Annotated in this window: 43 protein-coding genes and 1 pseudogene; 6 read left to right on the top strand and 38 right to left on the bottom strand. The window is 43.3% G+C overall.

What is annotated here, in order from left to right; translation table 11 throughout:
- Positions 1–515: 515 nt before the first annotated feature.
- Positions 516–1,061 (top strand): gamma carbonic anhydrase family protein, encoded by a 546-nt coding sequence (locus SC428_RS20955; protein WP_070928775.1) that lies wholly within the window; start codon positions 516–518, stop codon positions 1,059–1,061.
- On the opposite strand, the gene SC428_RS20960 is transcribed toward SC428_RS20955, so the two are convergent.
- From SC428_RS20960 to dprA, 5 genes are read right to left on the bottom strand one after another with little or no spacing between them, the layout of a single operon-like run.
- The gene (locus SC428_RS20960; RefSeq protein WP_070928776.1) at positions 1,037–1,294 is read right to left on the bottom strand and encodes a DUF1488 domain-containing protein; all 258 of its coding nucleotides are present in this window, start codon (positions 1,292–1,294) and stop codon (positions 1,037–1,039) included. The genes SC428_RS20955 and SC428_RS20960 overlap by 25 nt on opposite strands.
- Positions 1,291–2,109 carry a shikimate dehydrogenase gene (gene aroE, locus SC428_RS20965; protein ID WP_318710242.1) on the bottom strand — a complete coding sequence of 273 codons (819 nt, stop codon included), beginning with the start codon at positions 2,107–2,109 and terminating at the stop codon, positions 1,291–1,293. Before aroE ends, SC428_RS20960 begins: the two co-directional genes overlap by 4 nt.
- A gap of 8 nt (positions 2,110–2,117) precedes the next feature.
- Entirely contained in the window at positions 2,118–2,687 is a 570-nt protein-coding gene (tsaC, locus tag SC428_RS20970; protein WP_272581377.1) for an L-threonylcarbamoyladenylate synthase type 1 TsaC, read from the bottom strand.
- A 15-nt stretch (positions 2,688–2,702) separates the two neighbouring features.
- A complete protein-coding gene (locus SC428_RS20975; protein WP_140183085.1) occupies positions 2,703–3,242 on the bottom strand; it encodes a type I DNA topoisomerase in 540 nt (179 codons plus the stop codon).
- A gap of 17 nt (positions 3,243–3,259) precedes the next feature.
- Positions 3,260–4,339 (bottom strand): DNA-processing protein DprA, encoded by a 1,080-nt coding sequence (gene dprA / locus SC428_RS20980; RefSeq protein ID WP_318710247.1) that lies wholly within the window; start codon positions 4,337–4,339, stop codon positions 3,260–3,262.
- Between the two features lie 132 nt (positions 4,340–4,471).
- On the opposite strand from dprA, the gene def reads away from it, so the two are divergent.
- The 5 genes from def to mscL all read left to right on the top strand — a co-directional run bounded on the left by def (position 4,472) and on the right by mscL (position 9,256).
- Entirely contained in the window at positions 4,472–4,996 is a 525-nt protein-coding gene (gene def / locus SC428_RS20985) for a peptide deformylase (RefSeq protein ID WP_070928780.1), read from the top strand.
- A gap of 24 nt (positions 4,997–5,020) precedes the next feature.
- Positions 5,021–5,968 (top strand): methionyl-tRNA formyltransferase, encoded by a 948-nt coding sequence (gene fmt / locus SC428_RS20990; RefSeq protein ID WP_283126826.1) that lies wholly within the window; start codon positions 5,021–5,023, stop codon positions 5,966–5,968.
- Between the two features lie 72 nt (positions 5,969–6,040).
- Positions 6,041–7,327: a 16S rRNA (cytosine(967)-C(5))-methyltransferase RsmB gene (rsmB, locus tag SC428_RS20995; RefSeq protein ID WP_140187605.1), complete on the top strand. Its 1,287-nt coding sequence runs from the start codon at positions 6,041–6,043 to the stop codon at positions 7,325–7,327.
- Between the two features lie 33 nt (positions 7,328–7,360).
- Positions 7,361–8,737 carry a Trk system potassium transporter TrkA gene (trkA, locus tag SC428_RS21000; RefSeq protein ID WP_070928783.1) on the top strand — a complete coding sequence of 459 codons (1,377 nt, stop codon included), beginning with the start codon at positions 7,361–7,363 and terminating at the stop codon, positions 8,735–8,737.
- A gap of 108 nt (positions 8,738–8,845) precedes the next feature.
- Positions 8,846–9,256, top strand: a complete 411-nt coding sequence (gene mscL, locus SC428_RS21005; protein WP_070928784.1) for a large-conductance mechanosensitive channel protein MscL — start codon at positions 8,846–8,848, stop codon at positions 9,254–9,256.
- A 3-nt stretch (positions 9,257–9,259) separates the two neighbouring features.
- Here mscL and SC428_RS21010 read toward each other — a convergent pair whose 3' ends face one another.
- The 33 genes and pseudogenes from SC428_RS21010 to SC428_RS21170 all read right to left on the bottom strand — a co-directional run.
- Positions 9,260–9,460, bottom strand: a complete 201-nt coding sequence (locus tag SC428_RS21010; protein WP_070928785.1) for an alternative ribosome-rescue factor A — start codon at positions 9,458–9,460, stop codon at positions 9,260–9,262.
- A 17-nt stretch (positions 9,461–9,477) separates the two neighbouring features.
- Positions 9,478–9,894: a Zn(2+)-responsive transcriptional regulator gene (gene zntR, locus SC428_RS21015; protein ID WP_070928797.1), complete on the bottom strand. Its 417-nt coding sequence runs from the start codon at positions 9,892–9,894 to the stop codon at positions 9,478–9,480.
- A gap of 140 nt (positions 9,895–10,034) precedes the next feature.
- A complete protein-coding gene (rplQ, locus tag SC428_RS21020) occupies positions 10,035–10,421 on the bottom strand; it encodes a 50S ribosomal protein L17 (RefSeq protein WP_004907152.1) in 387 nt (128 codons plus the stop codon).
- A gap of 37 nt (positions 10,422–10,458) precedes the next feature.
- Positions 10,459–11,448, bottom strand: a complete 990-nt coding sequence (locus tag SC428_RS21025) for a DNA-directed RNA polymerase subunit alpha (RefSeq protein ID WP_004926425.1) — start codon at positions 11,446–11,448, stop codon at positions 10,459–10,461.
- Between the two features lie 25 nt (positions 11,449–11,473).
- On the bottom strand, positions 11,474–12,094 hold the full coding sequence (gene rpsD / locus SC428_RS21030; RefSeq protein ID WP_004265487.1) for a 30S ribosomal protein S4: 621 nt from the start codon (positions 12,092–12,094) through the stop codon (positions 11,474–11,476).
- Positions 12,095–12,131: 37 nt separating this feature from the next.
- The gene (rpsK, locus tag SC428_RS21035; RefSeq protein ID WP_002919257.1) at positions 12,132–12,521 is read right to left on the bottom strand and encodes a 30S ribosomal protein S11; all 390 of its coding nucleotides are present in this window, start codon (positions 12,519–12,521) and stop codon (positions 12,132–12,134) included.
- Positions 12,522–12,537: 16 nt separating this feature from the next.
- Entirely contained in the window at positions 12,538–12,894 is a 357-nt protein-coding gene (gene rpsM, locus SC428_RS21040; RefSeq protein ID WP_004907144.1) for a 30S ribosomal protein S13, read from the bottom strand.
- A 145-nt stretch (positions 12,895–13,039) separates the two neighbouring features.
- Complete coding sequence (rpmJ, locus tag SC428_RS21045) at positions 13,040–13,156, bottom strand: 50S ribosomal protein L36 (RefSeq protein ID WP_004265484.1); 117 nt, start codon at positions 13,154–13,156, stop codon at positions 13,040–13,042.
- A gap of 47 nt (positions 13,157–13,203) precedes the next feature.
- The gene (gene secY, locus SC428_RS21050; protein WP_070928787.1) at positions 13,204–14,529 is read right to left on the bottom strand and encodes a preprotein translocase subunit SecY; all 1,326 of its coding nucleotides are present in this window, start codon (positions 14,527–14,529) and stop codon (positions 13,204–13,206) included.
- 7 nt (positions 14,530–14,536) lie between these two features.
- A complete protein-coding gene (gene rplO / locus SC428_RS21055) occupies positions 14,537–14,971 on the bottom strand; it encodes a 50S ribosomal protein L15 (RefSeq protein WP_070928788.1) in 435 nt (144 codons plus the stop codon).
- A gap of 3 nt (positions 14,972–14,974) precedes the next feature.
- Positions 14,975–15,154 carry a 50S ribosomal protein L30 gene (gene rpmD, locus SC428_RS21060; RefSeq protein WP_004926432.1) on the bottom strand — a complete coding sequence of 60 codons (180 nt, stop codon included), beginning with the start codon at positions 15,152–15,154 and terminating at the stop codon, positions 14,975–14,977.
- Between the two features lie 6 nt (positions 15,155–15,160).
- Positions 15,161–15,661 carry a 30S ribosomal protein S5 gene (gene rpsE / locus SC428_RS21065; protein ID WP_004265471.1) on the bottom strand — a complete coding sequence of 167 codons (501 nt, stop codon included), beginning with the start codon at positions 15,659–15,661 and terminating at the stop codon, positions 15,161–15,163.
- Between the two features lie 14 nt (positions 15,662–15,675).
- The gene (rplR, locus tag SC428_RS21070; protein ID WP_070928789.1) at positions 15,676–16,029 is read right to left on the bottom strand and encodes a 50S ribosomal protein L18; all 354 of its coding nucleotides are present in this window, start codon (positions 16,027–16,029) and stop codon (positions 15,676–15,678) included.
- Positions 16,030–16,038: 9 nt separating this feature from the next.
- Positions 16,039–16,572: a 50S ribosomal protein L6 gene (gene rplF, locus SC428_RS21075; RefSeq protein WP_070928790.1), complete on the bottom strand. Its 534-nt coding sequence runs from the start codon at positions 16,570–16,572 to the stop codon at positions 16,039–16,041.
- A gap of 14 nt (positions 16,573–16,586) precedes the next feature.
- Positions 16,587–16,979 (bottom strand): 30S ribosomal protein S8, encoded by a 393-nt coding sequence (rpsH, locus tag SC428_RS21080; RefSeq protein WP_004907134.1) that lies wholly within the window; start codon positions 16,977–16,979, stop codon positions 16,587–16,589.
- Between the two features lie 34 nt (positions 16,980–17,013).
- Positions 17,014–17,319 carry a 30S ribosomal protein S14 gene (gene rpsN, locus SC428_RS21085; protein ID WP_004926440.1) on the bottom strand — a complete coding sequence of 102 codons (306 nt, stop codon included), beginning with the start codon at positions 17,317–17,319 and terminating at the stop codon, positions 17,014–17,016.
- A gap of 12 nt (positions 17,320–17,331) precedes the next feature.
- Positions 17,332–17,871 (bottom strand): 50S ribosomal protein L5, encoded by a 540-nt coding sequence (gene rplE / locus SC428_RS21090; RefSeq protein ID WP_070928791.1) that lies wholly within the window; start codon positions 17,869–17,871, stop codon positions 17,332–17,334.
- A gap of 15 nt (positions 17,872–17,886) precedes the next feature.
- The gene (gene rplX / locus SC428_RS21095; RefSeq protein WP_070928792.1) at positions 17,887–18,201 is read right to left on the bottom strand and encodes a 50S ribosomal protein L24; all 315 of its coding nucleotides are present in this window, start codon (positions 18,199–18,201) and stop codon (positions 17,887–17,889) included.
- An 11-nt stretch (positions 18,202–18,212) separates the two neighbouring features.
- Positions 18,213–18,584 carry a 50S ribosomal protein L14 gene (rplN, locus tag SC428_RS21100; RefSeq protein WP_008913887.1) on the bottom strand — a complete coding sequence of 124 codons (372 nt, stop codon included), beginning with the start codon at positions 18,582–18,584 and terminating at the stop codon, positions 18,213–18,215.
- A gap of 177 nt (positions 18,585–18,761) precedes the next feature.
- Positions 18,762–19,016: a 30S ribosomal protein S17 gene (gene rpsQ, locus SC428_RS21105; protein ID WP_070928793.1), complete on the bottom strand. Its 255-nt coding sequence runs from the start codon at positions 19,014–19,016 to the stop codon at positions 18,762–18,764.
- Positions 19,016–19,207: a 50S ribosomal protein L29 gene (rpmC, locus tag SC428_RS21110; RefSeq protein WP_008913885.1), complete on the bottom strand. Its 192-nt coding sequence runs from the start codon at positions 19,205–19,207 to the stop codon at positions 19,016–19,018. Before rpmC ends, rpsQ begins: the two co-directional genes overlap by 1 nt.
- Positions 19,207–19,617 carry a 50S ribosomal protein L16 gene (rplP, locus tag SC428_RS21115; RefSeq protein WP_004926449.1) on the bottom strand — a complete coding sequence of 137 codons (411 nt, stop codon included), beginning with the start codon at positions 19,615–19,617 and terminating at the stop codon, positions 19,207–19,209. Before rplP ends, rpmC begins: the two co-directional genes overlap by 1 nt.
- Positions 19,618–19,628: 11 nt before the next feature.
- Complete coding sequence (gene rpsC / locus SC428_RS21120; RefSeq protein WP_004265433.1) at positions 19,629–20,330, bottom strand: 30S ribosomal protein S3; 702 nt, start codon at positions 20,328–20,330, stop codon at positions 19,629–19,631.
- A gap of 17 nt (positions 20,331–20,347) precedes the next feature.
- Positions 20,348–20,680: a 50S ribosomal protein L22 gene (gene rplV, locus SC428_RS21125; protein ID WP_004265430.1), complete on the bottom strand. Its 333-nt coding sequence runs from the start codon at positions 20,678–20,680 to the stop codon at positions 20,348–20,350.
- 15 nt (positions 20,681–20,695) lie between these two features.
- Positions 20,696–20,974, bottom strand: a complete 279-nt coding sequence (gene rpsS, locus SC428_RS21130; RefSeq protein ID WP_004265426.1) for a 30S ribosomal protein S19 — start codon at positions 20,972–20,974, stop codon at positions 20,696–20,698.
- 14 nt (positions 20,975–20,988) lie between these two features.
- Complete coding sequence (rplB, locus tag SC428_RS21135; protein WP_070928794.1) at positions 20,989–21,813, bottom strand: 50S ribosomal protein L2; 825 nt, start codon at positions 21,811–21,813, stop codon at positions 20,989–20,991.
- A 19-nt stretch (positions 21,814–21,832) separates the two neighbouring features.
- A complete protein-coding gene (rplW, locus tag SC428_RS21140) occupies positions 21,833–22,135 on the bottom strand; it encodes a 50S ribosomal protein L23 (RefSeq protein WP_004926456.1) in 303 nt (100 codons plus the stop codon).
- A complete protein-coding gene (rplD, locus tag SC428_RS21145; RefSeq protein ID WP_004926458.1) occupies positions 22,132–22,737 on the bottom strand; it encodes a 50S ribosomal protein L4 in 606 nt (201 codons plus the stop codon). The genes rplW and rplD overlap by 4 nt, the downstream gene beginning before the upstream one ends.
- A gap of 16 nt (positions 22,738–22,753) precedes the next feature.
- A complete protein-coding gene (gene rplC / locus SC428_RS21150) occupies positions 22,754–23,383 on the bottom strand; it encodes a 50S ribosomal protein L3 (protein WP_070928795.1) in 630 nt (209 codons plus the stop codon).
- Between the two features lie 32 nt (positions 23,384–23,415).
- Entirely contained in the window at positions 23,416–23,727 is a 312-nt protein-coding gene (gene rpsJ, locus SC428_RS21155; protein WP_001181005.1) for a 30S ribosomal protein S10, read from the bottom strand.
- A gap of 337 nt (positions 23,728–24,064) precedes the next feature.
- Positions 24,065–24,538: a bacterioferritin gene (bfr, locus tag SC428_RS21160; protein WP_140183080.1), complete on the bottom strand. Its 474-nt coding sequence runs from the start codon at positions 24,536–24,538 to the stop codon at positions 24,065–24,067.
- Positions 24,539–24,666: 128 nt separating this feature from the next.
- Positions 24,667–24,867 (bottom strand): bacterioferritin-associated ferredoxin, encoded by a 201-nt coding sequence (bfd, locus tag SC428_RS21165; RefSeq protein ID WP_070928796.1) that lies wholly within the window; start codon positions 24,865–24,867, stop codon positions 24,667–24,669.
- A 337-nt stretch (positions 24,868–25,204) separates the two neighbouring features.
- Positions 25,205–25,298 (bottom strand): annotated as a pseudogene (locus tag SC428_RS21170) (elongation factor Tu); the annotation flags it as partial.

A 25,298-nucleotide genomic window follows, 5' to 3' on the forward strand; every position in this document is an offset into this window, starting at 1 on the left:
ATTAGTTCATATGTATATGAATTAACGTGTTAGTCACTCTTCAAGACTTTAAAATCAAATATTTTTTGATAGTGTCTTGTGAGTGCCCACACAGATTGTCTGATAAATTGTTAAAGAGCGTTGCGACTTTATCTTTCGATATTAACCGTTTAGGTTGTTGTCGCGAGGTGTCGTATACTACGTTTTTCTATCAGAAAGTCAAGTAATTATTTTTAACTTTTTCTTTCTTTTTCACCTCTATCATCACTAGGTTTCTTTTCTAACCTTACCACCGGAGCGGTTTGTCGTGACAACGGATGCGCATTATAGGGAGTCAGAAAATTCTGGCAACCCTTTTTTTGAAAAAAATAACTGTTTGAAGATAAAATCATCATTATGCTTTTTTTTCTAGCATAATGAGTACAAAACAAGCTAAAAAGTATCTTCAATATTTCTCACATTGAGTGATCCTACACCTTTATTTAACAAATACGTGGTACGATCCTTTTCACTTCATTAAAAACAATGGCATTACTATGAACAAACATTTGAGATCTTATCTAGGTATTTACCCAACAACGGGTTCTAGTGTGTTTATCGACCCTTCTTCTGTAGTCATCGGGGATGTACGGATCTCTGATGACGTTAGCATTTGGCCATTATCGGTATTACGCGGTGATGTAAACTATATTCAAATCGGTGCCAGAACCAATATACAAGATGGCTCAGTCCTTCATGTTACGCATAAATCACAAAATAACCCCGAAGGAAATCCACTCATTATTGGTGAAGATGTCACTGTTGGCCATAAAGTTATGCTACATGGCTGCACTATAGGCGATCGTGTGTTAGTTGGTATGGGCTCGATTATCTTAGATGGCGCAACTATTGGAAGTGATGTTGTTATAGGTGCTAATAGTTTAGTCACTCAAGGTAAAACTCTAGAAAGTGGCTACCTATATGTAGGCAGCCCAGCAAAAGCGGCACGTAAACTCACAAAGGATGAATTAGAACATTTACGCTACTCAGCTAATAATTATGTTCAGTGGAAGAATGATTATCTTTCTTCTGGTAGCGAATAAACGCTATCAACTCCATGGCCTTGAGCAATCAAGGCTTCAAACTCTTCTTCTATATCCCAACGGTTATTTTGAAACAAACTTATCGGTTGAGCATTGTGCCCATAACGGCGATACAGCAGCGCATCAGATATCACACATTCAGCTAGCATCCCATTAACCATTACAGGAAAACGTACAACCTTAGCTGCATCATCCCATTCCTCTCGATCTGGAAACTGTATTGCCTGATTCACTTTCTTTGTTCCTTTTGTAATGCTAAAAGGACTGGCTCTATTTCGGGAAGGATACCGTGCCATAATTTAAAAGCAAAAGCGGCCTGCCCAACTAACATGCCCAAACCATCAGCCAGCCTATTTACTTGATGTGCACTTGCAAAAGCTAAAAATGGTGTTAGCGAGCGCTGATAGAACAGGTCATAGCAAGCAACTTGTGTTGAAAATACACTTGGATGAACCGCAGGGATGTCACCATTGACACCCGAAGAGGTCGCATTAATGATCAGATCAAAATCAGCAGATATGATCTGATCGATCTGCACTCCTTTTATGCTGCCAAAACTTATAAATTGTTTAACTAATTCTTCTACCTTAGAAAAAGTTCGATTTGTTAGCGTAATTTGACAGCCATATTCCAAAAGAGGTAATAGAGCCCCTCTTGTTGCACCACCAGCCCCTATGATCAATATGCGGCTATTGCGACTAATAAAATTGAGTCGTTCCAAATCTAATAGTAATCCAACACCATCGGTATTATCGCCTAATAGCCGATCACCATCGAGTTTCATTACTGTATTTACAGCACCACATGATTGCGCTCTATCCGTCAATTCCGAAACCATTTGGTAAGCTCTTTCTTTGAAAGGAAGCGTTACATTAGCCCCTTTTCCTCCCATTGAAAAAAAATCAGACAGTGCCTGCTCAAAACCCGTTAATGGCGCCAATACTCGCTCATATTTCAGCGGGATACCTACCTGTTCCGCAAACATTTGGTGAATAATTGGTGATTTACTGTGTTCTATTGGATGACCAAAAACCGCATATAACCCCATAAAATACATTATCCTTTACGATATAATTGCCCAGTTTTAGCATCCCGAATTTCTGAAGGATTTAAGCGCCCACCAACTACGCCATCAAGTACAGGAATACTTCCTTGAAACTGTTCAATAACTTCACTAGTTGTTCTACAAGGCTCTTGCCCACTTAAATTAGCACTCGTCGATACTAGCGGCTTACCATATTGCTGACAAAGTAATTTAACTAAATTATGATCTGTAACCCTCACCGCTAATGTATCAAAACGTCCTGTTAACCATTTTGGCGTTGATTCTTTTGCGGGGATCACCCATGTAACGGGCCCTGGCCAGCTATCAAGCATGACTTGTTTTTGTTTATCTGTCAGTTGGCTATCATCAACATAGTTTTTTAGTTGTTCATAACTATCTGCGATGAGGATCAACCCTTTTTCCCAAGAGCGTTGTTTTAACTCAAGTAGTTTATTAACTGCTTTTTCACTATCAGGATCACAACCTAGCCCAAAAACCGCTTCAGTAGGATAAGCAATCACTTCTTCTTGATTAAGGAAAGCGATAATATTTTCAATTGCAGGTGTAGCTTTAGTTTGCATATTTTTAACTCATCATTATTCTTTTTGTGGTTTACCACAACGTTTACTAGCACAACACAATCTTACTCCTTGAGTCCCCTTTTTTTCCATAAGTAATGGATAATGACAAAACTCACACTCACCAGCGATAGGTTTATTGTTAATAATAAATTGACAAGTCGGATAGCTATCACATGCATAAAAAGTCTTTCCAAACCTAGACTTACGTTGTAAAAGGTGCCCTGTATTGCACTGAGGGCAAGATACTTTTGTTTCGTCAGGTTTATCAATAAGTTCTATATGCTCACATTCAGGGTAATTACTACAGCCAATAAACATGCCAAATCGGCCTTGCTTCAAAACCAAATCGTGCCCACATTGAGGACACGCCTGTCCTTCTAACACCTTGATAATAGGGTTTTCTGTGGAAGGACGCATAGGTTTAATATAATGGCACTGAGGATATGCGGAACAGGCAAAAAAAGGCCCATGTGTACCATTACGGATCACAAGCTGTGAACCGCACTCAGGACAAACTTCATTTTTTTCTGTTGCAAAAGGCAATTGATTCGACATGACTCTCTCTTAGACAACTAACTCAATTTGATATATCCACCAGCGACAGAAGCAATTACACCTTCTATTTCTAATTCAGTCAAAATAGAAGCAACCTCTGCGATTGATTTTTGCATACGCTCCGCAACCACATCTATAGATGTCGGTTGATATTCAAGTACGCTTAATACCTCGCATTCTACTTGATTAAACTTAACACTCATTTTTTCTTCAGATAATGGCTCTAATGGTAACCAATTTAAACCAATATCAATGTGATGTTTAATATCTTCAGGAGCAGTTAATGGATATGCTCCTTGCTGTAATAGCCAATGATTACCACTAAAAGCAGGATGGCCTAACGGAGCTGGTATCGTAAAAAGATCTCTATTTTGCTCAATGGCGTAACGTGCTGTAATGAGAGAACCGCTTTTCAACCCAGCTTCGATAACAACTGTTGCTTTACATAAGCCACTAATAATACGATTTCGCCGCGGAAATTGCTTGGCTAATGGCGGCGCATCAGGAAAATATTCTGAGATTAAAACCCCATTTTCCTTTATTTGTTCAGCTAGAGCAGTATGCTGTTTAGGATAAATATTCGCTAGTCCACTACCTAAAACCGCTAGCGTATTGCCATTTGAATCAAGAGCAGCTCGGTGACTAATAGCATCAATACCAAAAGCAAGTCCACTGGTAATCGCCAATTTGTAACTAACAAATGCACTTGCAAACTTCTCAGCCCATTTGCGCCCGTACTCACTTGTTTGTCGGCTACCAACTATTGCTATTTGGGCTAACGTCATCAATTCACAGCGCCCAATTGTAAAAAGCACTAACGGCGGGCTCGCGATTTGGGCTAGAAGAAATGGATATAAGCCACTACTAAAAGTAATCAATTGATTTTCTTCTTTCTCTAACCACTTTCGTGCTTGAGTTATCTTTACTGATGGGAAATGTATGAACTGTAGACTTTGCTGCTCACTCAACCCACACCGCTGCAAGGTAGCTATATTTATATTACCCAATAGTATGAGTTCATTAATAATTTTTGATGCACTACTCGGCGAAAGCCGACTGACCTGAGACATCCTTAACCAAATTTCTTGGGTTTCCATGGTATCTCCCTGACTTTATCGCAAATATGTTCATCAGTGAACAATTCATAACCAATACTGTCAATATGGCCAAGAAATGTCTAGAATAGGCATTAATTCCTATTCACTTTTTGGACGCTGCTCGAAAAACTTATGTCAGTATTAAATGTATTACATTATCCAGACGAACGCTTACGCACAATCGCTAAGCCAGTAGAAATAGTTAATGCCGAAATTCAACGTATTATCGATGATATGTTCGAAACGATGTACGAAGAAGAAGGTATTGGTCTTGCTGCGACCCAAGTAAACATCCACCAGCGTATTATCGTTATTGATGTTTCTGAGACTCGCGATCAGCGCCTCGTACTTATTAACCCTGAATTATTAGATAAATCAGGTGAAACAGGTATTGAAGAAGGTTGCCTCTCTATACCAGAACAACACGGCTTCGTTCCACGAGCAGAAAACGTTAAAGTACGTGCTCTTGACTATAACGGAGAAGTATTTGAACTTGAAGCAGATGGCTTACTCGCAATTTGTATTCAACATGAAATGGACCATCTTGTTGGTAAATTGTTTGTTGATTATCTATCTCCATTAAAACGTCAGCGTATTCGCCAAAAGGTTGAAAAGCTGGATAGAATGAGAGCAAAAGAAGCAAAAACGGCTAACTAACAGATTTCATACAGGGAAATAACAGTGTCAGAATCGCTAAAAATTATCTTTGCAGGCACGCCTGAATTTGCTGCTGGCCATTTGGCTGCTTTACTTAAAACTCATCATCAAGTTGTCGGCGTTCTAACTCCCCCAGATAAGCCTGCGGGGCGAGGAAAAAAATTGACGCCTAGTCCAGTCAAAATCTTAGCGGAAGAGCATCAAATACCTGTTTTCCAGCCAACCACATTGAAAAAGGAAGAAAATCATCAATGGATTAAAGAGCTTGATGCTGATTTGATGATTGTTGTCGCTTATGGTTTTATTTTACCAAAAGCGGTGTTAGACATTCCTCGCCTCGGCTGCCTGAATGTTCACGGTTCTTTACTCCCTCGTTGGCGAGGTGCGGCACCAATTCAACGTTCCATTTGGGCTGGTGATGCAGAAAGTGGCGTAACCATTATGCAAATGGATGAAGGGCTAGATACAGGTGACATGCTTTATAAAGCAAAATGTCCAATTATGCCTGAAGATACTAGTGCAACACTTTATGACAAATTGGCTGTTATCGGCCCTGAAGCATTGATAGCTACTTTAGATCTTATTTCTAAACATCAATGTGCACCAGAAAAACAAGACGACTCACTGGCAAATTACGCAGAAAAACTGTCGAAAGAAGAAGCTAAAATTGACTGGAAATTATCAGCAGAACAAATTGAGCGTTGCATTAGAGCCTTTAACCCTTGGCCAATGAGCTATTTTACGATCCAAGAACAACTGATCAAAGTTTGGAACGCTGAAGTCATTGCTAAAGAGCATAATGAAAAACCAGGTACCATCATTAGCGCTGATAAAAATGGCATATGCATAGCGACTGCCAATGGGCTGCTAAATATCACTCAATTGCAGCCTCCAGGTAAAAAAGCAATGAGCGCCCAAGATTTGCTCAACTCTCGCCGTGAATGGTTCGTACCGGGCCAGCAAATTAATTAAAACACCAATAAATTTGCCTGATACTATAATTAGGCAAATTTATTTTAGTGACTAATGAATTCATCCTCACTTATGAAAAATACATATAACTTGCGTAGTATCGCAGCGGTAGCCATCGGCCAAGTCATCGATGGTGGACAATCTCTTAGCGCGGTATTACCTGAATTACAAAAAAATATAAATGATAAAGATAAACCTCTATTACAAGAGATTTGCTTTGGTGTACTACGCTATTTACCTAAGTTGGAATGGTTCGTCAGTCAACTAATGGAAAAACCATTAACAGGTAAACAAAGAACATTGCATTACCTGATTATGGTTGGGATCTATCAACTACTCTATACTCGTATCCCTGCTCACGCAGCACTAGCAGAAACGGTGAATGGCGCTGTTGCACTCAAACGTCCCCAATTAAAAGGCTTAGTCAACGGGGTACTCAGATCATTTCAAAGACAACAAGCTCAACTCGAAGAACGTAGTACAGGCAATGCTAGCCAATATCTTCATCCTAGTTGGCTATTAAAACGTCTACAAAGCGCATACCCACAAGACTGGCAATCTATTGTGGAAGCAAATAATTTGCGTCCTCCTATGTGGTTAAGAGTTAACTCACAACATCATAATGCTAAGCAATACCAAGAATTATTAGCGAATGAAGGAATTAACGCTGAGCTACACCCATTACATCCTTCTGCAATAAGATTAGCTGAACCCATATCAGTAACAAAGTTACCTGGCTTTGAAGATGGTTGGTCAACAGTACAAGACGTTTCAGCCCAAGGCTGCGCTGAATTACTTGAACCCCAAAATGGTGATTCTATTCTTGATCTATGTGCAGCACCCGGCGGTAAAACAACACATATATTAGAGCTCGCCCCTAAAGCCCATGTACTAGCTGTCGACATTGATGAACATCGTCTTAAACGGGTAAAAGAAAATCTGTTACGACTCAAACAGCAAGCAGCTGTAGTCCAAGGCGATGGTACGAAACCTGAGCAATGGGCAGATGCACAACTGTTTGATCGCATTCTGCTTGATGCACCGTGTTCAGCGACAGGTGTAATACGCCGCCACCCTGATATCAAATGGCTAAGGCGTGATTCTGATATTAACGAATTAACTACGCTTCAGTCTCAAATACTTGAATCAATTTGGCCTTACTTAAAAGTTGGTGGAACACTTGTTTATGCAACATGCTCAGTGATGCCAGAAGAAAATAGCCTTCAAGTAAAAAACTTTTTAGCAAAACATCCTGAAGCTATACTCAACGATGGAACCGAAGCAGGTTTACAAATACTACCAAGTGCAGCAGGCGGTGATGGCTTTTTTTATGCACGTTTAGTAAAACAAGCCATTTAACTATATGAACTTTGTCTGAGATAGGAATAATCAATGAAAATCATTATCTTAGGTGCTGGACAAGTTGGCGGTACGCTTGCTGAAAATCTAGTCGATGAAAACAATGATATTACTGTCGTTGACACCAATGCCGATCGTTTACGCCAATTACAAGATCAATTTGATCTACGCGTCGTTAATGGGCATGGTTCCCACCCTCGCGTACTTCGTGATGCAGGTGCGGAAGATGCAGATATGTTAGTTGCCGTTACTAACTCTGACGAAACTAACATGATCGCATGCCAAATAGCATACAGCCTTTTCAATACCCCCAATAAAATCGCACGGATCAGGGCTACCGAATATATTCGTGAAGCGGATAAACTGTTTTTACCAGAACAGATCCCTATTGATTATTTGATATCCCCTGAACAATTAGTCATTGATTATATCTATAAACTTATTCAGTACCCTGGTGCGTTACAGGTTGTTAATTTTGCTGAAGGTAAGGTAAGCATCGTTGCTGTTAAAGCCTATTATGGTGGCTCATTAGTGGGTAACGCGCTCTCTAGTTTACGTGAGCATATGCCACATATTGATGCCAGAGTAGTTGCTATATTTCGCCAAGATCGCCCAATCCGCCCTCAAGGTTCCACTATCATAGAAGCAGGCGATGAAGTATTTTTCGTTGCATCTACACAACATATTCGAGCGGTCATGAGTGAGCTGCAACGACTAGAAAAACCCTATAAACGGCTTATGATTGTAGGTGGAGGAAATGTTGGCGCTGGTTTAGCCAAACGGCTTGAAAAAGATTATAGCGTGAAATTAATCGAACGAAACCAGCAAAGAGCTACAGAGCTCGCCGAACTGCTACACGATACTATTGTTTTTTATGGTGATGCATCAGACCAAGAATTGCTAACTGAAGAACACATTGAACAGATGGATGTGTTTATCGCGTTGACCAATGATGATGAAGCTAACATTATGTCAGCTATGCTAGCAAAAAAAATGGGAGCCAAAAAAGCAATGGTGCTCATTCAGCGCACTGCTTACGTTGAGTTGGTACAAGGTGGTGTTATTGATATTGCGGTTTCACCACAACAAGCAACAATATCCGCCCTTTTAGGACACGTTCGCAAAGCTGATATTGTCAGTGTGTCTTCATTAAGAAGAGGTGTAGCAGAAGCCATCGAAGCTATTGCTCACGGTGACGAAAATACATCTAAAGTTGTTGGAAAGAAAATTTCCGAAATAAAACTCCCTCCAGGAACTATTATTGGAGCATTAGTTCGGGAAGATGAAGTTATTATTGCTAGTGACTACCATATTATTGAACAAGGTGATCATGTAATCATGTTTATCACTGATAAAAAATACGTTCCTGATGTAGAAAAACTATTTCAGCCAAGTCCTTTCTTTTTATAAATTACAAAATAAAAAGCATGTTCTATTTGTAGCTTAATTGATCTAGATACTATAATTTATTAACTAAATATTTATTTTTTAGCAAAGTATTTTTACTTAGGGGGTCAAATGAGTTTTTTAAAAGAGTTTCGTGAATTTGCAATGAAGGGCAATGTTGTCGATATGGCTGTCGGTATCATTATTGGTGCGGCATTCGGTAAAATCGTTTCATCATTAGTTGCAGATATTATTATGCCACCCCTTGGTTTATTAATTGGTGGGGTCGACTTTAAACAATTTAGTGTCATATTAAGGGCCGCTGAAGGTGATATACCCGCAGTTGTCCTTAATTATGGTATGTTTATACAAACTGTATTTGACTTTGTAATTGTCGCTTTTGCTATTTTTATGGCAATTAAAGTTATGAATAAAGTTCGTCGCGAAAAAGAAGCTGCGCCAGAAGCTCCACCTGCTCCAACTAAAGAAGAAGTATTGCTCTCTGAAATTCGTGATTTATTGAAAGAACAAAATAAAAAGTAATAACTAAAAAGCCAGTGGTAATAAGTTAAAAAACTGCTTACCACTGGCCTCCCAGTTACCACCTTTATTATGTTTTTCTTTTCTATTATAGCTTCCCTTACCTTTTTTATTTTTTTCAACTCTCTGCCTAAATAATGGATCATGCAATAATGCTTCAATCGCATTATCTTTAATTTTTCCACGTTTGTGTTGATACTGGCTCATAATATACCCTTTATAAGTTAATAAACTTTTGATGCACCTTTTTCAAGGATTTCCATTATAGAACAATATGTCGATGTATGCTCTTCACCACAGCAAGCCGAACTCAACATTTTTAATGAATCACGCATAATAATCAGTTCTTGGATCCTCCTTTCTACCTCTGCTAATCGTAGATCAACAATTTGTTTCGACTCTTGGCAAGTATGGTGTTCAGGATCGACTCTTATAGACAACAGCTCGGTTATTGCCTCTAAAGTAAATCCCAACTGCTTCGCATAACGAATAAACCTGAGACGCTGTAAATCTTGGTCAGTAAACAATCTATAACCACCTTCTGTTCTTACTTTATGCCCCATCAATCCTTGTTTTTCATAAAAACGAATTGTATCCGGGGTCACATCAGCAAGGCGTGCTATTTGGCCTATTTTATACATATTCATAAAGTCATACTCCATTCATAGAGTAAATAGGGTTTAAATGAAAAAATTCAAGTTAAGGGGAATATAATCAAGGATAGAATAGCAGGTACAAAAAAACCGGGCAAATATACCCGGTTTTCTTGAAAGCAGGCAGATTACTCTGCTGCTGCTTCTTGAGACTCAACAGCACGGTCAACAAGCTCGATGTAAGCCATCGGAGCATTGTCACCTGTACGGTAGCCACACTTAAGAATACGAGTGTAACCGCCCGCACGAGCTGCAAAGCGAGGTCCCAGTTCATTAAACAATTTTGCCACGATCTCGTTATCACGAGTACGGGCGAATGCCAGACGACGATTAGCTACGCTGTCGGTCTTGGCAAGAGTAATCAGCGGCTCAACGACGCGACGCAGTTCTTTCGCTTTAGGCAGAGTCGTCTTGATGATTTCATGACGAACTAAAGAACCTGCCATGTTACGGAACATAGCTTGGCGGTGGCTGCTGTTGCGGTTCAATTGACGACCACTCTTACGATGGCGCATGACCTTATCCTTCTCAGTAAAACCTTAACCTGTGATCCTAATCATCAGCAATACTTGCTGGTGGCCAATTTTCTAAGCGCATGCCCAGAGAAAGACCACGAGATGCCAAGACGTCCTTAATTTCAGTAAGAGATTTCTTACCAAGGTTAGGCGTTTTAAGCAACTCAACTTCAGTACGCTGTACCAGATCACCGATGTAGTGGATAGCTTCTGCTTTAAGGCAGTTAGCAGAGCGGACAGTCAATTCCAGATCGTCAACTGGGCGCAGTAAGATAGGATCGAACTCTGGTTTCTCTTCTTTAACTTCTGGCTGACGAACATCACGTAAGTCAACAAAAGCTTCAAGCTGTTCAGCCAGAATAGTCGCTGCACGGCGAATCGCCTCTTCAGGATCGATTGTACCGTTAGTTTCCATTTCGATAACTAACTTATCCAAGTCCGTACGTTGCTCAACACGAGCTGCTTCAACATTATAGGCAATACGCTCTACAGGGCTATAGCAAGCATCGACCAGCAAACGACCGATTGGGCGCTCATCTTCTTCCGAATGTACTCGGGCAGAAGCCGGCACATAACCACGACCACGCTGAACTTTGATACGCATATTAATTGATGCGCTTTCGTCAGTCAGGTGGCAGATAACGTGCTGCGGCTTGACGATTTCGACATCGCCATCATGGACGATGTCGGCTGCGGTCACAGGGCCAATGCCAGATTTATTCAAGGTTAGAATAACTTCATCTTTACCCTGAACTTTTACCGCCAGCCCTTTCAGGTTGAGGAGAATCTCCAGGATATCTTCCTGTACACCTTCTTTGGTGCTGTACTCGTGCAGTACACCATCAATCTCAACCTCTGTCACCGCACAACCCGGCATAGACGAAAGCAGAATACGGCGCAGTGCGTTACCAAGAGTATGACCGAAGCCACGCTCTAAAGGCTCAAGGGTCACCTTGGCGTGCGTCGAACTCACTTGCTCGATATCTACCAGGCGCGGTTTTAGAAACTCTGTCACAGAACCCTGCATTGTGTCCTCTCTTTGGTGCTAAGCTTTACTTAGAGTAAAGCTCGACGATCAGGTGTTCGTTAATGTCCGCAGACAGGTCAGTACGTTCAGGAATACGTTTGAACACACCTTCCATCTTAGCAGCATCAACTTCCAGCCAAGTTGGCTTCTCACGCTGTTCAGCCAGCTCTAAAGCAGCCTTGATACGAGACTGTTTTTTCGCTTTCTCACGAACGCTGATAACGTCATTCGGGGAAACCTGATAAGAAGCGATGTTAACTACACGGCCATTTACCATGATAGCTTTATGGCTAACCATTTGACGTGCTTCTGCGCGAGTTGCGCCAAAGCCCATACGATAAACGACGTTATCAAGACGGCCTTCCAGCAAAGTCAGCAGGTTTTCACCTGTGTTGCCTTTCAGACGTGTTGCTTCTTTGTAATAGTTACGGAATTGACGTTCCAGAACACCGTAAATACGACGAACTTTTTGTTTCTCACGTAACTGAACACCGTAGTCAGACAGACGCGGTTTACGCGCTCCGTGCTGGCCAGGTGCCTGTTCTAATTTACACTTGGTGTCAATCGCGCGAACACCAGACTTCAGGAAGAGGTCTGTTCCTTCGCGACGGCTCAGCTTGAGCTTAGGACCCAAATATCTAGCCATTTTCTTTCTCCAACAGTCCTAAAAAAAACGAAACGTATTAAACGCGGCGTTTTTTCGGTGGGCGACAACCGTTATGAGGGATAGGAGTCACATCAGTAATATTAGTGATGCGGAAACCTGCGGCGTTCAGAGCACGAATTGTTGATTCGCGACCTGGACCCGGTCCCTTAACCATAACTTCTAGGTTCTTGATACCGTATTCTTTCACGGCTTCTGCGCAACGCTCTGCTGCAACCTGAGCTGCAAACGGAGTGGATTTGCGAGAACCACGGAAACCGGAACCACCGGCAGTTGCCCAACCTAATGCGTTACCCTGACGATCAGTAATAGTAACGATTGTGTTGTTGAAAGAAGCATGGATATGAGCCACACCGTCTGAGACTTGTTTTCTTACACGCTTACGTGCACGAATTGGTGCCTTTGCCATTATTCAGTACCCCGACTTATTTCTTGATCGGCTTACGCGGACCCTTGCGGGTACGAGCGTTAGTCTTAGTACGCTGTCCGCGCACAGGAAGACCACGACGATGACGTAAACCACGGTAACATCCAAGGTCCATCAGACGCTTGATGCTCAGGGTAATTTCACGACGTAGGTCACCTTCTACCACATACTTGGCAACTTCGTCACGCAGCTTGTCGATTTGTTCTTCAGACAGCTCACTGATCTTAACATTTTCAGCAATACCAGTTGCTTCACAGATAGCCTGTGAACGTGTTTTGCCGATTCCGAAAATCGATGTTAAAGCGATTACGGTATGTTTATGATCAGGAATGTTAATGCCTGCTATACGGGCCACTATGCACTCCTAAGTTAAAATATACATTACTGTGCTGAAAAGCCCGTTTTCAGGATACTCAAACAATAATGTATCTTCGATAAAAAAGATTGGCTGGCTAATTTAGCCAGCTCAACCCAACTTTGCAAGAAAAAAATGCTTTTTCTTAACCTTGACGTTGTTTATGTCTTGGTTCAACACTGCAAATTACACGAACGCTACCATTGCGACGGATAATTTTACAGTTACGGCATAATTTCTTGACGGAAGCACGAACTTTCATTTTTACTCTCCGTAACTTCTTAAGCAAACCATAATCACACAGAGTGATTACTTACCTTTGAGATTTGCTTTCTTCAATGCAGACTCATACTGACTTGACATCATCAGAGTTTGCACTTGAGCCATAAAGTCCATGATAACGACAACTACGATTAAGAGGGAAGTACCACCAAAGTAGAAAGGTACTTTCATTGCGTCACGCATGAACTCCGGGATTAGGCAGATGAAGGTAATGTATAATGCACCAACTAAAGTTAAGCGAGTCATTACCTTATCAATGTACTTGGCCGTTTGCTCTCCCGGACGAATTCCTGGTACAAATGCACCGGACTTCTTCAGGTTATCTGCTGTTTCTCTTGGGTTGAAAACCAACGCCGTATAGAAGAAACAGAAGAAGATGATCGCAGAAGCATAAAGCAACACATACAATGGTTGACCAGGCTGCAAATACATAGAAATAGTTGTCAGCCAGTCCCAGCCAGTTCCATCACCGAACCAAGACGCTATTGTACCCGGGAACAGTATGATACTGGAAGCAAAAATTGCAGGAATTACACCCGCCATATTCACTTTTAGTGGTAAATGTGTGCTTTGTGCCGCATAAACACGGCGTCCTTGTTGGCGTTTTGCATAGTTAACGACGATACGACGTTGACCACGCTCCATGAACACAACAAAGAAAGTTACCGCGAATACGAGCACTGCAACCAACAGCAACAGGAGGAAGTGCAGATCGCCTTGCCGAGCTTGCTCGATAGTATGGCCAATAGCCGGCGGAAGACCCGCAACGATACCAGCGAAGATAATGATTGAGATACCGTTACCAATACCTCGTTCAGTTATCTGCTCACCTAGCCACATCAAGAACATAGTTCCTGTAACTAAGCTAACAACAGCCGTGAAGTAGAACGGGAGACCCGGATCAATAACTAGCCCTTGCATCCCTGGCATATTCGGAAGACCCATTGCAATACCCACAGATTGGAATATTGCTAATACCAAAGTACCCCAACGGGTATATTGGCTTATCTTCCGACGACCTGCTTCACCTTCTTTCTTAATCTCTGCTAGTCGTGGGTTAACCACTGACAATAGTTGGATAATAATTGAAGCCGAGATATACGGCATAATACCCAAAGCAAAGATAGAAGCTCGGCTAAGAGCACCACCAGAGAACATGTTAAACATGTCAATGATGGTGCCTTGTTGCTGTTCGAGCAATTTGGCAAGCACAGTGGCATCAATACCAGGAATCGGAATAAAAGAACCAATTCGGAAAACGATCAGTGCACCGATAACAAACAAAAGTCTGCGCTTCAGTTCACCAACACCACCCTTGGCACTTTGAAAATCTAATCCTGGTTGTTTAGCCATCTGTCACTTATTCCTCAATTTTACCGCCGGCAGCTTCAATCGCAGCGCGAGCACCTTTAGTAACACGAAGGCCACGTACAGTAACTGCACGATTCACTTCGCCAGACAGAATCACTTTCGCGTATTCAATCTGGATGCCAACAACATTCGCGGCTTTTAGTGCGTTCAGATCAATAACATCGCCTTCAACAGCAGCAAAATCAGACAGACGAATCTCTGCTGTGATCATTGCTTTACGTGAAGTAAAACCAAATTTTGGTAGACGACGATATAAAGGCATCTGGCCGCCTTCGAAACCACGACGTACGCCACCGCCAGAACGAGACTTCTGACCTTTGTGACCACGTCCGCCGGTTTTACCCAGACCAGAACCGATACCACGACCTAAGCGCTTAGGCGCGTGCTTGGCACCTTCAGCCGGAGATAGAGTATTTAAACGCATCTCTTACTCCTCAACTTTAACCATGTAGGAAACCAAGTTGACCATACCGCGAACAGCAGGAGTGTCCTCACGTTCTACTGTATGACCAATGCGACGCAGACCTAAACCGATCAAAGTTGCCTTATGCTTAGGCAGGCGACCGATTGAACTGCGAACTTGTGTAATTTTAATAGTCTTAGCCATGGCTGATTACCCCAGAATTTCTTCGACGGATTTTCCACGCTTAGCTGCGACCATTTCTGGAGACTTCATGCTGTCTAAAGCATCCAGTGTTGCACGAACCACGTTGATTGGGTTTGTGGAACCATAGGTTTTAGCCAGTACGTTGCGAACTCCAGCTACTTCTAAAACAGCACGCATTGCACCACCGGCAATGATACCGGTACCTTCGTGAGCAGGTTGCATAAACACGCGAGAACCGGTGTGTGTACCTTTCACAGGGTGGAACAGAGTGCCGTTGTTTAGAGCAACGGTTTTCATGCTGCGACGGGCTTTTTCCATCGCTTTCTGGATTGCTGCCGGAACTTCGCGCGCTTTGCCGTAGCCAAAACCAACGCGACCGTTACCATCACCAACTACTGTCAGTGCTGTAAAGCTGAAAATACGGCCACCTTTAACGGTTTTTGCTACGCGGTTTACCGCGATCAGCTTTTCCTGCAGTTCGCCAGCTTGTTTCTCGATGTGAGCCATCTTACACCTCTACCTTAGAACTGAAGGCCAGCTTCACGGGCAGCATCTGCCAGTGCCTGGACTCTACCATGATATTGGAAACCAGAACGGTCAAAAGCAACAACAGTGATGCCTTTTTCCAGTGCGCGTTCAGCAATAATTTTACCAACAACTGCTGCTGCGTCTTTGTTTCCAGTGAATTTCACTTGCTCATTGATAGCTTTTTCTGTAGTAGAAGCGGCCACCAACGTTTCAGAACCGTTCGGAGCGATAACCTGCGCATAAATATGGCGTGGAGTACGATGTACCACCAGGCGAGTCGCACCCAACTCTTGGATCTTGCGGCGTGCGCGGGTCGCACGACGGATACGAGCTGCTTTCTTATCCATAGTGTTACCTTACTTCTTCTTAGCCTCTTTAGTACGCACGATTTCATCGGCGTAACGAACACCCTTGCCTTTGTAAGGCTCAGGACGACGGTAAGCACGCAGTTCTGCCGCTACTTGACCAATCACTTGCTTATCCGCACCTTTCAGTACGATTTCAGTTTGTGTTGGGCATTCAGCAGTAATGCCTGCTGGCAGTGCGTGTTCAACCGGATGCGAGAAACCTAAAGACAAGCTAACTGCATTGCCTTTGATTGCTGCACGGTAACCAACACCGACTAGCTGAAGTTTTTTAGTGAAGCCTTCGGTAACACCAACAACCATTGCATTACACAGTGAACGAGTTGTACCCGCTTGTGCCCATGCATCATCAAAACCTTCGCGTGGAGCGAAAGTTAGGTGGCCATCTTCATGTTTAACTTCAACTGCATTATGGATAGTACGAGTAAGCTCGCCGTTTTTACCCTTAATCGAAATAACCTGACCGTTGAGTTTTACCTCTACGCCGGCAGGAATGACGACGGGTGCTTTTGCCACACGAGACATTCTTTCCTCCCGAATTAAGCTACGTAGCAGAGAATCTCGCCACCAAGACCAGCTTGGCGAGCTGCACGATCAGTCATGACACCTTTAGAGGTAGAAACAACAGCGATACCTAAACCAGCCATAACTTGTGGCAGCTCATCTTTTTTCTTATAGATGCGCAGACTTGGGCGGCTTACACGCTGAATGCTTTCTACAACAGCCTTACCTTGGAAATAACGCAGAGTCAGTTCCAATTCTGGCTTGATGTCGCCTTCAATTTTAAAATCTTCAATATAACCTTCTTCCTTCAGCACTTTGGCAATCGCCACTTTCAGCTTGGAGGAAGGCATGGTGACCGCAACTTTGTTCGCGGCCTGACCGTTACGGATACGGGTCAGCATATCCGCGATGGGATCTTGCATGCTCATCTGTCTTTACTCCCGTGATTCAAAATGGTGACAATTACCAACTAGCCTTTTTAAGGCCCGGGATTTCACCGCGCATAGCGGCTTCACGGACTTTAATACGGCTCAGACCAAATTTCCGCAGGAAACCGTGCGGACGCCCAGTTTGACGGCAGCGGTTACGCTGACGAGAAGGACTTGAATCACGTGGCAGTGTTTGCAGCTTGAGAACAGCGTCCCAGCGATCTTCATCAGATGCGTTTACATCAGAGATGATAGCTTTCAATTCAACGCGTTTTGCGAAGAACTTCTCAGCTAATTTAGCACGCTTAACATCACGCGCTTTCATAGATTTCTTAGCCATGAGTACCCTGCCTTACTTGCGGAACGGGAAGTTGAACGCTGCTAACAGTGCGCGACCTTCGTCATCTGATTTCGCAGTAGTGGTGATAGTAATATCTAAACCACGTACACGATCCACTTTATCGTAATCGATTTCAGGGAAGATGATTTGTTCACGTACACCCATGCTGTAGTTACCGCGACCATCAAATGACTTAGCGGACAAGCCACGGAAGTCACGAATACGTGGTACAGCAATAGAAATCAGACGCTCAAGGAACTCCCACATGCGTTCGCCACGCAGGGTCACTTTACAGCCGATTGGATAGCCCTGACGGATTTTGAAGCCTGCAACAGATTTGCGTGCTTTGGTGATCAATGGTTTTTGACCAGAGATTGCTGCCAGGTCAGCTGCTGCGTTATCCAGCAGTTTTTTGTCAGCAATAGCTTCACCAACACCCATATTCAGGGTGATCTTCTCGACCCGAGGGACTTGCATGACAGAATTGTAACCAAACTGAGTCATCAGTTGTTTAGTTACTTCGTCTTTGTAGTAATCATGCAGTTTCGCCATCGTATACTCCAAAAATTACTTGATAGTTTCACTGTTAGATTTGAAGAAACGGACTTTTTTGCCGTCTTCGAATCTAAAGCCTACACGGTCAGCCTTACCAGTTGCCGCGTTAAAGATTGCAACGTTAGAAACTTGAATAGCAGTTTCTTTTTCAACGATGCCACCTGGTTGGTTCAGAGCCGGGACAGGCTTCTGATGTTTTTTAACCAGATTGATACCTTCAACGATAACTTTACTAGAAGAAATAACCTGCTTTACTTTACCGCGCTTACCTTTATCTTTACCAGTTAGCACGATAACTTCGTCATCACGACGGATTTTCGCTGCCATAGTTCCGCTCCTTAGAGTACTTCAGGTGCCAGTGAGATAATTTTCATAAACTTCTCATTACGAAGTTCACGAGTTACCGGCCCAAAAATACGCGTACCGACTACCTGCTCGCTGTTATTGTTTAGAATAACGCATGCATTACTATCGAAGCGAATGACAGAACCGTCCGGGCGACGTACACCCTTCTTGGTGCGCACCACTACCGCCTTCAGGACATCACCTTTTTTCACTTTACCGCGTGGAATTGCTTCTTTAACAGTAATTTTAATGATGTCGCCGACGCCTGCGTAGCGACGGTGCGAGCCACCTAGAACCTTGATACACATTACGCGACGTGCACCGGAGTTGTCGGCCACGTTCAGCATAGTCTGTTCTTGGATCATTTTAGTGCTCCGCTAAATGTCAACTACTACTGAGCCACTTCATTATTGAAGAGACCGTTCAATATACCCCATAATACGAGGGCGCGGCATTATAACACCACATCTTCGTTATGGACAGAAAAAAATAAACGGCTCAGTAAAAAAAGAGCCGTTTATTCATTGTAAAAGACTATTCGATTACAGAACAGCTTTTTCAATAACGCGAACTAAGGCCCAAGACTTAGTCTTAGACAGTGGACGAGTTTGGCGGATTTCTACCACGTCACCGATTCCACATTCATTGTTCTCGTCATGTACGTGCAATTTAGTCGTACGACGGATGAATTTACCATACAGAGGGTGTTTCACCATACGCTCGATAGCAACAACAATAGATTTCTCCATTTTATCGCTAACTACACGACCTTGCAGAGTACGGATTTTATCGCTCATTACGCACCTGCCTTCTCAGTCAGTAAAGTCTTCACACGTGCGATATCGCGACGCACTTGTTTCAACAGATGAGACTGTTGTAGCTGACCACTTGCCGCCTGCATACGAAGATTAAATTGCTCACGTAACAGGTTTAGCAGTTCAGAGTTCAGCTCTTCAACGCTTTTTTCGCGCAGCTCTTGTGCTTTCATTACATCACCGTCTTAGTTACAAAGGTGGTTTTGATAGGCAGTTTCGCTGCTGCCAGAGAGAATGCTTCACGAGCCAGCTCTTCAGGCACACCGTCCATTTCATATAGGACTTTACCAGGCTGGATCAAGGCAACCCAATACTCTACGTTACCTTTACCTTTACCCATACGAACTTCGAGTGGCTTTTCAGTGATTGGCTTGTCTGGGAACACACGGATCCAGATTTTACCTTGACGCTTAACAGCACGGGTCATAGCACGACGAGCCGCTTCGATCTGACGTGCAGTCAGACGACCACGGCCAACAGCTTTAAGACCGAAAGTGCCGAAGCTAACATCCGTACCTTGCGCCAGACCACGGTTGCGGCCTTTGTGCACCTTACGGAATTTTGTACGCTTTGGTTGTAACATAGCGACGCTCCTTACTTGCGGCCTTTACGCTGCTGCTTTTTAGGTTGAGCAGCTGGTTTCTCAGCTTGTTCAACAGCAGCCATACCACCCAGAATCTCACCTTTGAAGATCCATACCTTAACGCCGAGAACACCGTAAGTGGTGTGCGCTTCTGAAGTGTTGTAATCGATGTCAGCACGTAATGTGTGCAGTGGCACACGGCCTTCACGATACCACTCGGTACGAGCGATTTCAGCACCGCCTAAACGGCCACTGACTTCAACTTTAATACCTTTAGCGCCCAGACGCATTGCGTTCTGTACTGCACGCTTCATCGCACGACGGAACATAACACGACGTTCCAGCTGTGAAGAGATGCTGTCAGCAACCAATTTAGCGTCTAGTTCTGGTTTACGAACTTCGGCGATATTGATTTGCGCAGGAACACCAGCGATATCCGCTACTGTTTTACGCAGTTTTTCTACGTCTTCACCTTTCTTACCGATAACGATACCTGGGCGAGCAGTGTGAATAGTCACACGGATGCTTTTTGCAGGACGCTCGATAACGATGCGTGAAATTGACGCTTTTGCCAATTCTTTATTCAAGTACTGGCGTACTTTATAATCGCTGTCTAGGTTGTCAGCGAATTCATTAGTATTCGCGTACCAAGTAGAGTTCCAAGGTTTGACAATACCCAGGCGAATACCATTAGGATGTACTTTCTGACCCATTGCTAGTCTCCAGAGTCTCAGCGATCGGACACAACCACAGTAATGTGGCTGGTGCGCTTAAGAATACGATCTGCACGGCCTTTCGCACGCGGCATGATGCGTTTCATGGTTGGACCTTCGTCAACGAAAATCTTCGCAACTTTCAGGTCATCAATGTCAGCGCCATCGTTTTGCTCTGCGTTAGCAATTGCAGATTCAAGTACTTTCTTCACTAAACCAGCAGCTTTCTTGTTGGTATAGGTCAGAATTTCCAGAGCTTGCGACACTTTCTTACCGCGAATCAGGTCGGCAACTAAGCGAACCTTCTGGGCAGAAGAACGAGCGTGGCGATGCATAGCTAAAGTTTCCATCTCTTCCTCCTATCCTTAACGTTTCTTAGCTTTCTTATCTGCCGCGTGGCCGCGATAAGTGCGAGTCGGTGCGAATTCACCCAGCTTATGACCAACCATTTCGTCGGTAACAAAAACTGGAACATGCTGACGACCATTATGGACAGCGATGGTCAATCCGATCATATTAGGAAAGATCGTTGAACGACGGGACCAAGTCTTGAGAGGCTTCTTGTCTCCGCTTTCCACCGCTTTCTCTACCTTCTTCAGCAAGTGCAGGTCAATAAAAGGACCTTTCTTGAGAGAACGTGGCATGGCTTATCCTCTAATTATTTTTTAGAACGATGACGTACGATGAATTGATCAGTACGCTTGTTGCTACGAGTTTTCTTACCTTTGGTTTGAACGCCCCATGGTGTTACAGGGTGTTTACCAAAGTTACGACCTTCACCACCACCATGTGGGTGATCAACTGGGTTCATCGCCGTACCACGAACGGTAGGACGAATACCACGCCAGCGGCTAGCACCAGCTTTACCCAGAACACGTAACATATGCTCAGCGTTACCAACTTCACCTAAAGTTGCACGGCAATCAGCCAAAACTTTACGCATTTCACCAGAACGCAGACGCAGGGTGACATAAGCACCATCACGAGCAACGATCTGAGCGTAAGTACCTGCTGAACGCGCTAACTGACCACCTTTACCTGGTTTCAGTTCGATGTTATGAACTGTAGAACCAACAGGGATGTTGCGCATAGGCAGTGCGTTACCCGCTTTGATTGCTGAATCAACACCAGATTGGATCTGGTCGCCAGCTTTCAGGCCTTTTGGTGCAAGAATATAACGACGTTCACCGTCTTTATATAGAACCAGTGCAATGTTCGCAGAACGGTTTGGATCATATTCCAAACGTTCAACAACAGCAGGAATACCATCTTTGTTGCGTTTAAAATCAACCAGACGGTAATGTTGCTTATGGCCACCACCAATGTGACGAGTGGTGATACGGCCATTGTTGTTACGACCACCGGATTTGCTGTTTTTTTCTAACAGCGGAGCATAAGGTTTGCCCTTATGCAGCTCAGGGTTAACCACTTTAACTACGTGGCGACGGCCCGGAGACGTAGGTTTACATTTAACAATTGCCATTGTTCTTTACTCCTCCGACTTACTCTGCGCCGCCAATGAAGTCCAGATTCTGGCCTTCTTTCAGCGTAACGTAAGCTTTTTTCCAGTCGCTACGACGACCGAAACGCTGACCGTGGCGTTTAGTTTTGCCTTTAACCAGCAAAGTGTTAACACCTTCAACTTCGACTTCAAACAGTTTCTGCACAGCAGCTTTGATTTCTGCTTTAGTCGCGTCTTTCGCAACTTTGAGAACGATGGTATTGCTTTTTTCCATCGCTGTAGAAGCTTTTTCAGATACGTGCGGCGCGCGCAGTACTTTTAGCAGACGTTCTTCACGGATCATGCCAGCATCTCCTCAACTTGCTTCACAGCATCAGCAGTCATAACCACTTTGTCGAAGGCGATTAAGCTAACTGGGTCGATACCCGCTGCATCACGAACGTCAACCTTGTACAGGTTACGCGCTGCTAAGAACAGATTTTCATCTAATTCAGCAGTGATGATCAGCACATCTTCCAGAGCCATATCTTTCAGTTTCTGTGCTAGCAACTTAGTTTTAGGTGCTTCAACAGAGAACTTCTCGACAACGATCAGACGATCTTGACGTACCAGTTCAGATAGGATGCTTTTCAGAGCACCACGGTACATCTTCTTATTAACTTTTTGACTGTGGTCCTGTGGTTTAGCAGCAAAGCTAACACCACCAGAGCGCCAAATTGGGCTCTTGATAGAACCAGAACGTGCGCGGCCTGTGCCTTTTTGACGCCATGGTTTTTTACCTGAACCAGAAACTTCAGCACGAGTTTTCTGAGCACGAGTACCTTGACGAGCACCAGCTGCATACGCAACAACTACTTGGTGAACAAGCGCTTCATTGAAATCACGCCCGAAGGTAGTTTCGGAAACAGTCAGCGCGCTTTGCGCGTCTTTCATTACCAATTCCATTCCTATCTCCTCGACGTTAAGCCTTGACAGCCGGTTTTACGATCAGGTTGCTACCAGTTGCTCCTGGAACAGCACCTTTGACCAGCAGCAGGTTGCGCTCAGCGTCAACACGTACTACATCTAAGCTTTGAACGGTTACGCGCTCATTACCTAGTTGGCCTGCCATTTTCTTGCCTTTGAACACTTTGCCCGGAGTCTGGTTTTGACCGATAGAACCCGGAACACGGTGTGACAAGGAGTTACCGTGAGTAGCATCTTGAGTACGGAAATTCCAGCGCTTAACTGTGCCGGCAAAACCTTTACCTTTAGATGTACCAGTAACGTCGACTTTTTTAACGTCAGCGAAAATTTCAACGCTAATACTTTGACCTACGTTAAATTCAGTACCTTCTTCAGTACGGAATTCACGTAGAATACGGCCAGCTTCAACGCCAGCTTTAGCGAAATGACCTGCTTCAGGCTTAGATACACGGTTCGCTTTTTTGCTACCAGTAGTCACCTGAATTGCATTGTAACCGTCAGTTTCTGCAGTTTTAACCTGAGTAACGCGGTTATTTTCGATTTCGATAACAGTTACAGGGATAGAAACGCCATCTTCAGTGAAGATACGAGTCATTCCCACTTTCTTACCGACTAAACCAATCATTGTTTCAACCTCTCAATCGTTCGACGACCTGATTAACCCAGGCTGATCTGCACGTCAACGCCGGCAGCCAGGTCCAGACGCATCAGAGCATCAACGGTTTTCTCGGTTGGCTCAACGATGTCAACCAGACGTTTGTGAGTGCGAATTTCGTACTGATCACGCGCATCTTTGTTTACGTGCGGAGAAATCAGAACGGTAAAACGCTCTTTACGTGTCGGCAGCGGGATAGGACCACGTACCTGCGCACCAGTGCGCTTAGCAGTCTCTACGATTTCCGCAGTTGATTGATCGATTAAACGATGATCAAAAGCTTTCAGGCGGATACGGATTCTTTGGTTCTGCATGAGACCAGAGCTCCAACTATTTTATAAACGTAAATGATTACTCCTCGCACCCATTTCGATTGATGGGGGAGTGTAATCGTTCTTTATGTAACCCCCAAATCGGGAGTATTGTCTAAATGAGCAACAAATCGTTGACTCAATACTGATCTTTAAGTCCTAAAATCTAGGGCTTACTAATCAGTAAGCTCGCGCATTATACGCAACTGAATGTGAAACGCAAGTAATCGGGGAAAATATGTGCAAACTTTTCTGATTTTTTTACTTTACGGGCTCTAAAGTAAAAATGCCTCACCCACTAAGAGGGTAAGGCATCACTATTTTATTCCATCAACACGTTTTACTCTTCAATAATTTGCGCTTGAGTATAATTCTGAATACCCATACGTTTGATTAAATCTAGCTGAGTTTCTATCCAATCAATGTGGTTCTCTTCATCAGCTAAGATTTCAATCATTAAATCGCGACTTACGTAATCATGAATTGAGTCTGCGTAGCTAATCGCATCTTTCAGGTTTTTAGCACCATCAAGCTCCAGCTTAAGATCTGAAGCGAGCATTTCTTCGACATCTTCACCAATATTTAGTTTACCCAGATCTTGTAAGTTAGGCAGGCCTTCAAGGAAAAGGATACGTTCGATATATTTATCAGCATGCTTCATTTCATCAATTGATTCATGGTATTCGACTTCATTAAGACGAGTAAGCCCCCAATTTTTGAACATACGTGCATGCAAAAAATATTGATTGATTGCAACTAATTCATTGCCCAACAACTTATTTAGGTGGGCTATCATTTTTTTATCACCTTTCATTTTTTTACTCTCCATCGCTTCCAGTATTTAAAGTGTAGTACTGAAATTTGATATATGAGTAATTTTATCCATAAGATTTAGTATGAAAGTTACTTATTAATGAATAAGTTAAATGATTATTATTTCGATTATGCTACATCTGCAATACAAAGATCTTCAAGTAATGCTAGCTCTTCATCTAAAATTTCACGCGTTTGCCGAATACATTTACCACATTCACGACCTACTGGGAGGATCTGACGCAACCCTTTCAGTGATGTCACTTGGTACTTACGAGCAGCATTCCTAATTTGTTTATCGGTGACTGCTTCACAGAGACATACATACATAATAGCTACCTGTATAAATCACATACAGGCAGTTTAAATAAAAATGATTACCATTTCAATTATCGTTACTATTAATTTACATTAGCTTTTTACTAAGCAGTAAACATCTTTCATTAAAGGTTGATGTCCACAGCAAATAAAGGCGTATTATACGTTGACTTAGAGGTATTATCGGCGCTGTTGCTTTTGATTATGGCTTGAAAAATCGTTATTCAGTCAATTCGATAAAACTCGATGATGTTGAATAAGATGGTGATTGATGTACTTATTGGTTGTTCAAAGCGTGAAATACAAAAGGGCATCTTATAGATGCCCTTTTCACTAAAGTGGGTTGTGATTATGCAATGATTTTTGCAACAACACCCGCACCTACTGTACGGCCACCTTCACGGATTGCGAAACGCAAACCGTCATCCATCGCGATTGGGTGG

Source organism: Providencia sp. 2023EL-00965 (genome assembly GCF_033550225.1).
Taxonomy (GTDB): domain Bacteria; phylum Pseudomonadota; class Gammaproteobacteria; order Enterobacterales; family Enterobacteriaceae; genus Providencia; species Providencia manganoxydans.